The sequence below is a fragment of the Nocardia abscessus genome, from assembly GCF_015477775.1.
In the GTDB taxonomy this organism is placed as follows: Bacteria; Actinomycetota; Actinomycetes; order Mycobacteriales; family Mycobacteriaceae; genus Nocardia; species Nocardia abscessus_A.
Genome location: NZ_JADLQO010000018.1, coordinates 128,006 through 140,226, shown reverse-complemented (window position 1 = coordinate 140,226; position 12,221 = coordinate 128,006). Strand labels below are relative to the sequence as shown.

At 69.1% G+C, this 12,221-nt stretch carries 11 protein-coding genes; 7 read left to right on the top strand and 4 right to left on the bottom strand.

Annotation, left to right across the window (positions count from 1 at the left end):
- The first annotated feature begins 347 nt into the window (after positions 1–347).
- Entirely contained in the window at positions 348–905 is a 558-nt protein-coding gene (locus tag IU450_RS33335) for a TetR/AcrR family transcriptional regulator (protein ID WP_195153685.1), read from the top strand.
- Positions 906–922: 17 nt separating this feature from the next.
- Here IU450_RS33335 and IU450_RS33330 read toward each other — a convergent pair whose 3' ends face one another.
- Positions 923–1,480 carry a hypothetical protein gene (locus IU450_RS33330; RefSeq protein WP_195153684.1) on the bottom strand — a complete coding sequence of 186 codons (558 nt, stop codon included), beginning with the start codon at positions 1,478–1,480 and terminating at the stop codon, positions 923–925.
- 826 nt (positions 1,481–2,306) lie between these two features.
- Between IU450_RS33330 and IU450_RS33325 the strand changes: the two genes are divergently transcribed.
- Both IU450_RS33325 and IU450_RS33320 read left to right on the top strand, forming a co-directional pair.
- Positions 2,307–2,795, top strand: coding sequence for a hypothetical protein (locus tag IU450_RS33325; protein ID WP_324197920.1), 489 nt, complete (start codon positions 2,307–2,309; stop codon positions 2,793–2,795).
- Positions 2,796–3,007: 212 nt separating this feature from the next.
- Positions 3,008–4,249 (top strand): PepSY-associated TM helix domain-containing protein, encoded by a 1,242-nt coding sequence (locus tag IU450_RS33320; protein WP_195153682.1) that lies wholly within the window; start codon positions 3,008–3,010, stop codon positions 4,247–4,249.
- 16 nt (positions 4,250–4,265) lie between these two features.
- On the opposite strand, the gene IU450_RS33315 is transcribed toward IU450_RS33320, so the two are convergent.
- On the bottom strand, positions 4,266–4,913 hold the full coding sequence (locus tag IU450_RS33315) for a LysM peptidoglycan-binding domain-containing protein (protein WP_195153681.1): 648 nt from the start codon (positions 4,911–4,913) through the stop codon (positions 4,266–4,268).
- A gap of 464 nt (positions 4,914–5,377) precedes the next feature.
- Here IU450_RS33315 and IU450_RS33310 point away from each other — a divergent pair, with 464 nt between their 5' ends.
- Positions 5,378–5,917, top strand: a complete 540-nt coding sequence (locus tag IU450_RS33310; protein ID WP_195153680.1) for an AAA family ATPase — start codon at positions 5,378–5,380, stop codon at positions 5,915–5,917.
- Positions 5,918–6,139: 222 nt separating this feature from the next.
- A complete protein-coding gene (locus IU450_RS33305) occupies positions 6,140–6,340 on the top strand; it encodes a hypothetical protein (protein ID WP_195153679.1) in 201 nt (66 codons plus the stop codon).
- Between the two features lie 93 nt (positions 6,341–6,433).
- Here IU450_RS33305 and IU450_RS33300 read toward each other — a convergent pair whose 3' ends face one another.
- On the bottom strand, positions 6,434–7,417 hold the full coding sequence (locus IU450_RS33300; RefSeq protein ID WP_195153678.1) for a hypothetical protein: 984 nt from the start codon (positions 7,415–7,417) through the stop codon (positions 6,434–6,436).
- Positions 7,418–7,628: 211 nt separating this feature from the next.
- Between IU450_RS33300 and IU450_RS33295 the strand changes: the two genes are divergently transcribed.
- Positions 7,629–8,051 carry a hypothetical protein gene (locus IU450_RS33295; protein ID WP_195153677.1) on the top strand — a complete coding sequence of 141 codons (423 nt, stop codon included), beginning with the start codon at positions 7,629–7,631 and terminating at the stop codon, positions 8,049–8,051.
- A gap of 136 nt (positions 8,052–8,187) precedes the next feature.
- Here IU450_RS33295 and IU450_RS33290 read toward each other — a convergent pair whose 3' ends face one another.
- Positions 8,188–8,934: a hypothetical protein gene (locus tag IU450_RS33290; protein ID WP_195153676.1), complete on the bottom strand. Its 747-nt coding sequence runs from the start codon at positions 8,932–8,934 to the stop codon at positions 8,188–8,190.
- Positions 8,935–8,961: 27 nt separating this feature from the next.
- Between IU450_RS33290 and IU450_RS33285 the strand changes: the two genes are divergently transcribed.
- Positions 8,962–12,165, top strand: coding sequence for a BTAD domain-containing putative transcriptional regulator (locus IU450_RS33285; RefSeq protein WP_195153675.1), 3,204 nt, complete (start codon positions 8,962–8,964; stop codon positions 12,163–12,165).
- The last annotated feature ends 56 nt before the right edge of the window (positions 12,166–12,221 follow it).

The window sequence follows — 12,221 nt, the reverse complement described above, 5'->3', positions numbered from 1 at the left end:
CATTGCTCGGATACAGTCCCTGCGATCTCGGACGGCTGGTAGTCGGTTCCGAGCGCTTGCGGTGCGGCTGCCGTGGTGACGGCAGCGTTGTCATCCGGACGGCCCGGTGGGGCACGGCGTCGAACGAGCGCCTGATCCGGCACGGCAGACCGGCGTCCCTACCCGCCGAGCTGGGACGATCTGGCCCACGCCCTGCCGGACTGTGTTGTCCGGTTACCCCAGGGTAGTGTGCGGGAGATCACCACGCCGCGTCAATACCGAGCCGCCACAACGGGCGGGCGCACGCTCCCGTGCTGGGCGTTCGGCGTGCTGCGGCCGGTACATCGGGGTCCGGTAACCTTGCCCGAATGACCTCGCCACGCCGTGTGAACAGGGGGCCGAAGGCGGCGGCCGGCAATCGGGCAGCCCTGATCCAGGCGGCGCGGGAGGTCTTCGCGGACAGCGGCTTCGACGCGCCGTTCAGCTCCATCGCGCGGGCCGCCGGGGTGGGGCAGGGTGTGCTCTATCGGCATTTCCCGACGCGGGAGAGCATCGCGCTCGCGGTGTTCGAGGAGAACATCGAGGGCATCGAGGCGGTGGCGGCCGACCCCGCGGTCACCGTCGACGATCTGCTGGCCATCATGGTCGACCAGATCACCACCTCGGCGGCATTCATCGCGATGATCCATCCGACCAACACCGACGACATGCGCCTGTTCGAGGTGGCGCGACGGCTGATCACCCTGATCGCGGAGAAGCTCGAGGATCCGAGTCAGCGCGGCACGATCAGTGCGGACATCACCACCGCGGACGTCGTCATGGCGCTGGCGATGCTGGCGGCCGTCCTGTCCAAGACCGACGCGCAGTCGAAAAAGGAGACTGCCCGGCAGGCGTGGGCCTTGCTGGATCGCGCTCTGCGCGGCTGAGGGCGCGGCGGCCGCGTTCAGGGCGAGCGGTCGATGGTCGCCAGCGCGTCGGCGACGCGCTCGAAGGAACGGATCACGTTCAGCAGCCCATTGGCGAATTCCCGTTGCGCGAAGTCTATTCCGGCTTCGGCCGACCAGCGCGCGAGCAACCGGTGTACCGTGGCCTCGGCGCCGCGGGTGCGCGATCTCACCGCTGCGGCGTGGGTCTGTCGCTGTATCGAATCATTTACGGCGACAATGCCTTCGGTGGTATGAGCGGCGGAGTCACTGATGATGTCGACCAGTTCGACGAGCTCGTCGGCGAGCCCGATCAGATCATGGATCTGCGCGATCTCGGCGGTGATCGCCATGTGGTCGATGCAGCAGCGCAGCAGGACGCCGAGGTGGCGCAGGTGCGCGGGCAGCGGGCGGATCGGTGTGCCCAGTGGCATCAGGTCCGCCAGGCGGTGCCGGATGCTGAACGGGTCGGCCGGGGGAGCACCGAACTCGGCGAGAACGGCGGCGCCCGCGCGGAGATCGAACGCCGTCGCGGTGAGCGGGTCGTCCGGATCGGCACGACTGGTGGAGGTGAGCATGCGTCTCCTGATGATCGTCGCCGAGACGCCGACTTGCCCGTGCCGCCCCCCTCGGTCGCAGGTGGAATCGTTGCGCGGCAATCGCTCGATAGCGATTGCCGCAATATTGCCGACAGGCACGGTTCAGCCCTGGTGAGATTCCGGACAACATTGTCCGGTAGAGAACAGTTTGAACGATGTGCGCAGTATCGTCAAGCATGTCGTCCGCGGTGAGTTCCGCGAGCGCGAGTAAGTGCGGGTCGAATCGAATGTGCCGGAAAATGCTGTTGTAGTGAGGTTATCGGGAAGCGTGCCGGGTAGTGCGGCGCGTGCGCCGGGCGGTCCGATTCGTGCGCCGCTACCCGTCTCTGTCTGCCGTGGCCGGGGAACGGGCGGTAGCGCCGTCGCGGGAAGCCCAGTCGGTAGGCGGGTCGAGTGATTTGACCAGCAAGTTGCTGAGCTAGTGATATAGGTCACAATATGGCTCGCTCGAAGCGCTCTCGCAGGCTCGCCGCCCGCCTTAGTGTGTGTGCGGCAGAACCTTCCGGCGAGGGGTCCGGCGATCCACCCTTACCCGCCGTCCCGCTCTCCGGATCCTTCGCTGGTTCGGCATGCGGCCGCCCACGGGCCGCCCGACTCGCTGATCCGCTATGGCCGGCACGATGGCTGGTACCCATCGGAGTTGGTGTCCGCGGCCGGACCTATCGATACCTTCGTTGGTGATAGCGGGATGGGAACCATGGCTGTACGATCCGTCGATTCCGTTGACCGAGGCGCTCCAGGACTGCGCTCCGTCGCTCGCTGGCGAGCTCAGGCTCGCCGGTGCCCACATCGGTACCGCTTGGCGGTGGCCGCACCCGACGTAGCCGACGTCGTGCGCTACGCGGGCGGGTGGTTGTTCGATCGAACCGTCGCGGGATGGGAGGTCACGGTGCTGGTGGCCGGTCACCCGGATACCCGCCCGCTGCGCATCCTCGGCGCGACGGTGCTCGACCTCGAGCAGTTCATGGCCGCGCCGGTGCGCGAGACGTGGCCGCACGCGATCGCCGTCGCATCCGAGATGTACTTGTGCGACAGTCGAGTTCGCGACGGTGTACTCGACTGCCTCGATCGCGGGCTCACCGAGGTGACGATGTGGGGAGAGGGTCTTCCCGCCGAACTCGACCATCGGGTCGGGGCGGTCCAGCATCGGGTCAGCCTGGCCGGGCGGGCCTTCAAAGCGCGAGCGCTACAGGCCGCCGGGCTCGCGACCGAGGTGGTCGCCCACACCGAGGCGTTCCGGGCGGGGGAGTCGTCGGTGTATCGGAGATACGGCGTCGACGTGCCCGCGGGGTAAGGGAATCACGCAGCGGATCAGGGCGTCTGAGGCCCTCCGCCGAGCATGCGTGTGCGCGGAAGTACGCCCGTGCCCGGCCGGGACCGGTGGAGCGGGGCGTGCGTGTCCGTCCGTCCGATCGGGGCTGGGCCGGGGAGTTTCGCTGTCGTCGACCGTCCGAGCTCGCTCTGCCCACTCCAGGGAAAGGCGCTTGTTCAAGTTAGCCTAACCTTATGAACGCGACCGCGGTGGTGCACGAGCCTGGCAAGCGGATCGTTCGAGCGCGGAAGCGTTCTCGAAAACCGGTGCGGCGCGCGCTGATCTCGATACACCGCTGGACGGCGTTGATTCTCGGCACGGTCCTCGTCGTCCAGTCGACATCCGGCGCGATCCTGCTGTACCACGCCGAACTGTTCCGAGCCCAGCACTCCTCGTTCTATCGGCACACGGACGCGCCGCCGGTGGTCGACACCGAGCGCGCCGTCGCGCTGGTACGCGCGGCCGATCCCGGTTTCGACGCAGGCTGGATCGGCAGGGACGGCGGCGTGATCGTGGTCGGGAACACGACGTTCACCGCCGCGTACTCCGTCGATCCGGGCACCGGACGGATCAGCGAGCGGGTGAATCTGACCGACGGCGTACTCGGCTGGCTGGTCAACCTGCACGACTGCGCATTCGGCTGTCTGCGCTACTCCGGTGCGCTGCCGATCCTGGAGAACCAGGCTCCGCTCATCGGCATCACGTGGGCGGCGTCGATTCTCTGCTCGCTCGGCCTGCTGCTGATATCGCTCGCGGTGTCCGGCGCGATCATCTGGTGGCCGTCGCTCAAACGGCTGCGCAACGGGTTCCGGGTGCGGTTGCGGAAGGGTCGATTCGCTCGCGACCGCGACCTGCACAGCGTCCTCGGCGTTCTCGCCGTGCCGTTCCTGTTGATGTGGGGGATCACCGGAATCACCATGGAGTGGCCGGCCGTCGCGCGGGCTTGGCTCGTCGCGACCGGGGGCAACACGACCCTCGAACGCACCGAGAAGTATTTCGTGCCGCGTTCGACCGGCGCTGACCGACCGCCGATAACCATCGGCGAGGCCGGCGCGATCGCGCACCGGGCCGCTTCCGGCAGGCTCGCTTATCTTCTGTTGCCCACGGATGCCGCCCCCTATTACCGAGCCTCCGTCGCAGGCGCCTATTCACCCCGCGAGCACCGCCTGTTCTACAGCGGTGACGTCTTGGTGTACGTGAACGCCCACGACGGCTCCGACATCAAGGTGGTCGACGCGAGTCACGGCAGACCGCTGGCGAACACCTTCTACGCCAAGGTCTTCGAGCCCGCGCACTTCGGCTGGATGGTGAACGGATGGTGGCGACTGGTGTGGCTGGCCTTCGGCCTGACTCCGCTCGCGCTCGCGCTCACCGGCTTGTCGACCTGGCTGTTGCGCCGCCGGACCGAACACCGCCGAGACCGCGCGACCATTTAGCCACTCCCGATGGGGGTCAGGACGGGAAGTGGATCACCTGGCGAGAGAAGAGCGAGTCGGGCTGCTCGAGGTGATTCGCCGCTGCGACGACCCCTACCCTGGTGTCCAGATCCGCGGGCCCGTACTCGTCCTCGCACATCGATCGGAGCGTATCGCCCGCCACGCTGCGGCGGCGGTTCAGGCCGGGCGCGATGAGCACCTGGCCGGGATCCGGTTCCGTTTGCAAGGGCAGGTGGTTGGCCAGGGCGATGATCAGCGCGAGATGGTCGTCGCCGTACCACCGGGCGGCGAGCAGGCCGAACGTCTCGCCTTCGATCACCGTGTGGTGTCCGACATCGGCGAGTTCCGGCATGTGCAGCCACGCACCTCGCTGGATCTCGTGTTGTGCCACGCCGTTGACGACCTCCCAGATCAGCTGGATGTCGACATCCTCGGTCCCGTAGTGGCGGTGCGTGATCTGCTTGCGCGCCGCGGTGGAATCGGTCGTGGTGACCAGGTGACGGCGCGTGATGTACGGGATCAGGAGCTGTTGTCCGATTTCGATCGAATCCGGATCGGCGAGATGGTTCTGGCGCGCGATCGCCGGGAACAAGCTGCCGTCTCCGTACTCCCGCTGCGCGATCTCGAAGAGGGTGTCGCCGGGTCGAACTTCGTACTTCTTCATCTCTCTCGCGTTTCCTTTCCGAGGCTGCCGACAGTTGGTGACGCGCACGGGTCCGGCCGTTCGTCGCTGCCGCGAGCCTCGAGTCCGGCCGCCTCCCGTACGCGCACATGCTGTCCACGCGGGGTTCCCGCACTCCTGAATGCTCGTCGTTCCCGGTCGCGCGATCGTGAGTAGCGGACTACTCGTTTTCGCCGGTTGCCTCGCGTCGTGCCGAACCGGCCCCGTCAGGGTTCGCGAGAGGCCGGGGTGTCGGTGCCGGGCAGCCAGCTGTTGCCGGGCCGGGTCCATTGCCGGTCCTTGATCATGCGGCGAGCGGCTCGACAAACTCGACACGCCGCCCTGCTGAGCCACCGTGCCGGGCGCCTTCCGGCCTGATCGCGGCCGCGGACTTCCCGTGGGCGGCCGAGCCCAGCTGAAAAGACAAGACTGTTTCTCACCAGGTCACGCGACTACCTTCCAAGAATGTGACCGGTGAAGTGATCATCCTGACCGGCCCGCCCGGGGCGGGTAAGACGACTGTGGCCGAACTGCTCGCTTCCGAGGCGAGTTCCCCGGCGGTTCACCTGACGACCGACCTGTTCTATCGCTCGATCCGCAGCGGATTCGTCCTGCCGTTCCTGTCCGAAGCGCACCGGCAGAACGAAGTGGTCATCGACGCGATCGTCGCGACCGTCACGACGTTCGCGCGTGGCGGCTACGACGTCGTGGTCGACGGGATCGTCGGACCGTGGTTCCTGCCGCCGTTCCGCGCGGCCGCGGAACGCGACGGCCTGACGCTGTCCTATGTGGTCCTCAGGCCCGACCTGGACACCACGCTGTCACGCGCGAGGCAGCGCGCCGAGCGCGAACTGAAGGATGTCGAGGCGATCACCGGTTTGTACGCCGCATTCGCGCATCTGGCCGACCTCGAGGATCACGCGATCGATACCGGACGGCTCGACGCCGTCGAGACCGCCGCCGAAGTCCGGCGCGTCCTCGCTTCGGGCGAATACCGATTGAGTTGAAACGGGGTGGTGGTACGACGATCGAGATGCGCCACAACGCGCGGCCTGCCGTCGGATCGCTGCACAGCCGGCCATGGACCGCGCAGCGCGGAACCGGGAGACGAACCTTTGCGATCGTGTGAAGAAGCTTGCGAGCTGATTCCCCACCCATGCGGCGGGTAGCACGAAGACGTGGCGCACAGAGCCACAGTCGGTTTCATCCGCTACCGAAAGGAGCAAGTGATGGCAGACAAGAACAATCCCGGTCAGTTCGGTAACCGTTCGGACACCGAGGAACAGGCGCGCCGCGGCGGCCGGGCCAGCACAGGAAGCTTCGGCGCGAGCCACTCCGCCGACCCGAGCGCGGCCGGGCGCAAGGGCGCGCAAGCCCAGCCCACGGAGGCGAAGGCGCGGGGCGGCCAGCACAGCCACAGCGGTCGCTGACACCGATCGAACACGGGCCGGGCGGCATCGACCGCCCGGCCCGTTGGCGTGCCGGAACGTTCGCGTGGAGTTCCGCCGGACCTGGCGAAGGGCCTATACCCAAGGAGCTACCGGGTACCACGGAATGATGTCTCGCATGGCCGGCAGGCGTACGTCCCAGTAGAGGAAGGTGAAGACGCCGACGATGAGCAGCGCGGTGGCGCTGAGGACGCTCACCCGGCGCGGGTCGGCTTGCAACCAGCGTTGCAGGCGGCCACCGACGAGGACGGTGAGAATCAGCAGGGCGGCGAGGATCAGGATGTTGCCGAGGGACTGCAAGACGAAGGCGCCAGCGGCGTAGAGGGGATTGCCCTCTTCGGCGACATCGCGAAACAGCTTGCGGAACAACGGGAACGGGCGTCCGATCAGGAAGGCGCCGATCAGTCCGCCGAAGAAGACCAGGGGTGCGTTGGGGAAGCGGGCGGCGATGCGGGCGAACGGGTCGCGCACCAGGCCGAGGACGGCGAGGCCGAGGTAGATCATGATCAGCCCGATCACGCCGAACACCACCATGGATTGGACGAGGCGCGCCGGTAGCAGGCCGGGTTGGCTGGGCGCGGTGGAGAATTGCGGCATATCGGTGCCGAAGATGCCGACGACAACGCCGTAAGCAGCGGATACCGCGACCATTCCGGCCGCCATCCACAGCAGCGGCCGCAGCACCGTCCGCATCCGGCTGCGCCAGTCGCCCGCGCTGCCCGCCAGCGGAGCCACCGCACCGAACACGGCGATATTGCACGCGGTGAAGGTGCCGGCCAGACCGGAGACGAGCGCGAAGACGACGCCTGCGCCGATGCCGGTGATCGCGGTTTCCTCCGCATCGTGCCCGAGCAGCCCGTCGGCCACCGTGCCGCCGATCGCGCTGTCCACGAACGACGCCGACCACACCACGGTGAGCGCGAATCCGCCGAGCACGCCGAGCAGCAGGACCAGTCGGCGCCGTCGTGGAAAGTGCCCGTTGACGAACACGCTGGTCGCCGTGGGATGTTCGGGTGTGGGGGAGTGGGTTGCGGTGGAGGGGGACTCGAGCTGGGTCATCGGGTTCTCCTATCGGCCACTGGCCCGCGACGAACGCCGGGCTTTCCCATTGTCGGATATCTGTGACCGGCAGTTCTGGGGAATGGCCGACAACAAACACCTGCACGTGTCCAGGGGCGGCGGCATCCCGACGCGGTGGCCTGGGCGACCGGCCACCGATTCCGCGGAGTCGCCTGTGAACTCGACCACCGCGTGAGGAAAGATGGTGACCATGATCGCATCTCGAGTGTTTCGTTCGTCGTGGCGTACCGTGCCCGCGGTGCTCGCCGTCGTCGCCTTCGCGGCCGGAGGCGTCGCGACCGCACAGGCCGCGCCCGGCATTCCGTCGGTGCCGGGCACTGTGTATCGCCTGCAGATCAACCCCGGTCAGAACAGCACCGAGGCCAGCGGCAATGTGGGCCAGGGCAAGTCCGACAGCTACTCCATCGCCACCGCGCCGGGCCAGCGCCTGAGCTTCGACGTCACCTCCGCGAACGGCAACGCCCGCGTCTCGGTGGCCCCGCTGATCGGGCCGCAGGTCGCCGCCGAGGTTCCGCATGCCGATCTCGTCGCCGACGGCAACGACTACCAGGTCGTCGTCTCTTCCGCGGACGGCGCGGCCGCAAGCTACGTGCTGACCGTCACCGCCGCCTGACATTTCCCGTTCCGCTCGGCGGCAGTCGGGAACACCAAGTCTCCCGCCGGTCTGATCGTTCGCACCAGAACGCTCCGGACCGGCGGGAGCAATTTTCTTCCCTCTCGGGCAGGCTTCTCGACCAGAATCGGCCCGATCACTCGGTCCGCTCGTCATCCGACGAGGTCAGGCGCTTCGCCCAGCGACGCAAGCCGCTCGGTCGGCGCAGCATCAGGACACCGATCGCGGCGACGGCGATGCCGCGTGGCGCTTCGTAGATGAATCCCGACAGCCCCTGAGTGGCGGGAATCGGGAGGAAGAAGCCCACCATGCCGAGCAGTGTGAGCACCGCGATCCAGCGCGCAACCGTGTTGTTGCGCAGCATGCTCGCGCCCAGCAGGCCCATTCCGGTGAGCATGACCGAGCCGCCGATCGTGTTGAGCAGCGCGAACGCGGTCGTGTCGATCATGTTGTCGTTGTCGGCGATCAGGTGCGCGGTGGCGGGATCGGACGCGAACGGGTGGGCGACGAACACTTCCACGGTGAGATGCCCCGTCCCGGTGACGATGTTGCCGACCAGATAGCAGACCGTGCCGACGAATCCGGCCACGCCGAGCTTCGGCCGCAGCCACGCGTACATGCCGGGCAGGCCGAGGATCAGCAGGACGGTGCCGATGCCGAGCAGGATCTGCGCGATCGGTGTGCCAGAGGCGGTGAGCGCCTCCACCGAATGGCCCTTTCCCGCGACGATCGGATGCAGGGTGCCGCCCGCGATGCACAGGACGCCGCCGATGGTCAGCGCCGCACCGCACATCCGCAGTACAGTCTCGCGAGAGGGGCCGCCGACGACGGTCCGATCTTCGCCGGTGGTCGGGGTTGGCAGGAGTGCTGGGGTGTGTGTCATGAGCCGAGACTCGACCAGGGCGCTGGTGTGACGCTGGTGCGCGGCGGGTCCGGCGACCACCCGCCGGCCATCGCGGTGCTCGGACCGCTCGAGGTGCGCGGTCCGGACGGCGCCCGCCTCACCATCCCGGCGCGCAAACACGCCGACCTCCTGGTCATCCTCGCCGCCGAGCGCACCACCCGCAGCGCGCACTACCTGTGCGAACTGCTGTGGCGAGGAAACCCGCCCGACAGCGCCCTGGTCACCCTGCAGGGCTACGTGTCGCGGCTGCGCCGGGCGCTGCGGCCCGTTCCCGACTTCCGGATCGAGACGGGTCCGAACGGCTACGTGCTGCGGTGCGGCGGATCGGGCACCGATCTCGACCTGCTCGACGTACTGTCCAGGGATGCCCGCGCGGCCCACGCCGACGGGGACGTGGCCCGGACCGTCGATCTGCTGGAACGCGCTCTGCGCCTGTGGCGCGGCGACGCGTTGTCCGACGTCGACGACGTCGCCGAACTCGCGCCGGAACGGGCGCGTCTGGACGAGTTGCGATCCGAACTCGTCGAATTGTGCGCCGAAGGACTGATCGTGCTGGGCCGCGCACGGCACGCGGTCACAGTCCTCGCCGACGAACGTTCACGGCATCCGCATCGGGAGGGCACGGCCAGGCTGCTGGCGCTGGCGCTGCGCGACAGCGGGCGGATCGCGGAGGCGCTGGACGTTCTCGTCCGGTTGCGGCGTTCGCTGCGCGAAGATCTCGGGCTCGATCCCGCACCCGACACGGTTCGGATCGAGAACGAGATCCGCAATCCGGCGACGCCGTCGACGGGGCGGTCGGCCCTCGTCGGACGTGCCGACGTCGCCGCTGTCCTCGACCGCGCCCGCGCCCGCTCGCAGCAGGGGCTGACCGTCGTGACGGTGCGCGGCGCCCCTGGAATCGGCAAGACGGCCGTGGTCGAGGACGCCGTGCGACGCCACGGCGACGTGGCCTTCTTCACCGCGGGCATCAGTGGCGTGAGCGCCTCTGCCCTGGCGACGCTGACGCCGTGGCTGGATCAGGCGGCCCTGGCCGGGCGCGTCCTCCCCGACCTCCCGACGCCGCGCGCGCTCGCCGCGCTGTTCGCGGACGTGGCGCGCGAAACCGGCCGGGTGGTCGCGATCATCGATGACGTGCAGTGGGCCGATCCCGATTCGGTACGGATGATCGCGGCGGCCGTGCGGGTGCTGCGCGCCCACCCCGTCCTGCTGATGCTCACCGTCCGGCCCGAGCCGCTTCCGGACGAGGTGGGCGCCGCGGTGCGGTCGCTGCAGTCCGCGGGAACCCATGTCGCGGTGGAGCTGCCGCCGCTGTCCGACGCGGCCGTGGACGAGCTGGTACGCGCTGGTCCGGGGTCGGTCGATCCCGAGGTGCGCGCTCAGATCGTCGAGTTGAGCGGGGGCAGTCCGTTCGTCGCGGCACAACTGTGCGATCTCGTCCGGGCGGGCCGACCGCTGGACGTCGGAGGCGCGGCGGCCGAGATCACGGCGGCGAAGCTGGGCGTCGTTTCGCCGTCGGCCCGCGCGCTCGCCGAGGTGCTGGCCGTCATCGGCCCGCACGCTTCGATCGGACTGCTCGCCGCCGCCGACGGCGCTGCGGGGTTCGACGATCGGATCGGTGAACTCGTCGCCGCGCGGGTCGTCTCGGTCCAGGACGGCGTCGCCGCCTTCGGGCACGAACTCGTGCGCGCCGCCGTGCTCGCCACGATCGGTGGGGTACGGACGGCGCTGTTGCACAGGCGGATCGCGGACGCGCTGGCCGAGCTGCGACCCGGCGCCCTGACCGCGCAGGCACTGCATCGCAGCGCCGCCGCACTCGACGCGCTGGATTCCGCTGCGGCGCGCGCCTGTCTCGCGGCGGCGCGGGACGCTCTGCGGCGGGACGCGGCCACCGAGTGCGCCGACCTTGCCGCGCGCGGAATCCGGCACGCGGATCCGGATGATGCGGAGCTGTCGATCGAGTTCGATCTGCTCGCGGGACAGGCGCACAACCGGCTCGGCCACTACGACGCGGCCGCCGCGTGTTTCGACCGAGCCGGTCGGCGATGCGGTGAACGCCGCGACTGGTCCGGACTGGCGCGCACCGCGCTGCTGGCGGCGCCGCGGGGTGTGGCCGGTTACTTCTCCGGATACGGTGTGGTGCAGGCCGGTTCGTCGGCGTTACGCGCACAGGCACTGGCCCATCGCCTCGATCTCGACGCCGATCTGGTCGCCGACGTGGAAGCGATCGAGGCCGCCGACCGCGCGATCCACGGCATCGCGGGCGATCTCGACGCCCTGGCCGAGGCGCGGGCGCGCAGCGCACCGGGCAGCCGATCATGGCCGCAGGTACTGCTGGCCGAATTCGTGTGCACCTGGGAACCGGCCACCGTCGCCGACCGGCGCAAGATCGCCGAGGAACTCGAGGAACTGGCGGGCCACGACCGCACGGCGCGGGCGACGGCGGTCCACTTGCGCCGGGTCTGTGCCCTGGAGGCGGGCGATATGCGGCTGGTTCGCCGGCTGTCGGCCGAGTTCGCCGGGCTCGCCTCCGACGCAGGCACCGATCTCGCGGCCACCCAGCTGTGGTGGCAGGTGATGCTCGCCGTGCTGCGTGGCGACTACCAGCAGTCACGGGCGCTGATGACGCGCTTCGCCGACGATCTGGGCGCGGTCGACGACCGGGCTCGGCTGCTCGCCGAGGCGTCGGTGCTGACGAGCAGTTCGATCGAGCTGTGGCATCGCGGACGCCTCGGCGAGGTACTGGGCGAAGCCGACCGCATGGCGGAGGACTTCGACGAGGACTTCGCGCTCGTGGTCGCGATGGCCGCGGCGGAGATCGATGACCACGACCGGGCGATGTCATCGATCGAGTCGATCATCGCCCTGCCGGGAAGCCTGCACGGCCCGCGCGTCGTCGTGCGCGTGCCGCTGTTGATCGAGGCGCTGCTCGTGGTCGGCCTGCGCGCGCCGCGGTATCGCGACCGGGTGGTCGAATTCACCGCCGAACTCGAGCCGCTGACCAGGGGGTGGGGGGAGACGTTGATCGTGCAATGGCCGGGACTGGTGTGTCTCGGCCCGTCCGGGCTCTACCGCGGCACCGCACGCGGAATCCTCGGTCTCCCTGGCGCCCGCGACGAGGTGGTCGCCGCGCGGAACCGGGCGCGCGCACTCGGCGCGCGGCCGTACGAGTCGCGTGCGGAGGCCCGCCTGTCCCGGTGGCCGTTCGCCTGAGCGGTAATCCCCTGCGCCGGAAGGCAGCTCACGAGTGCCGGTACGATCGCCCCTTC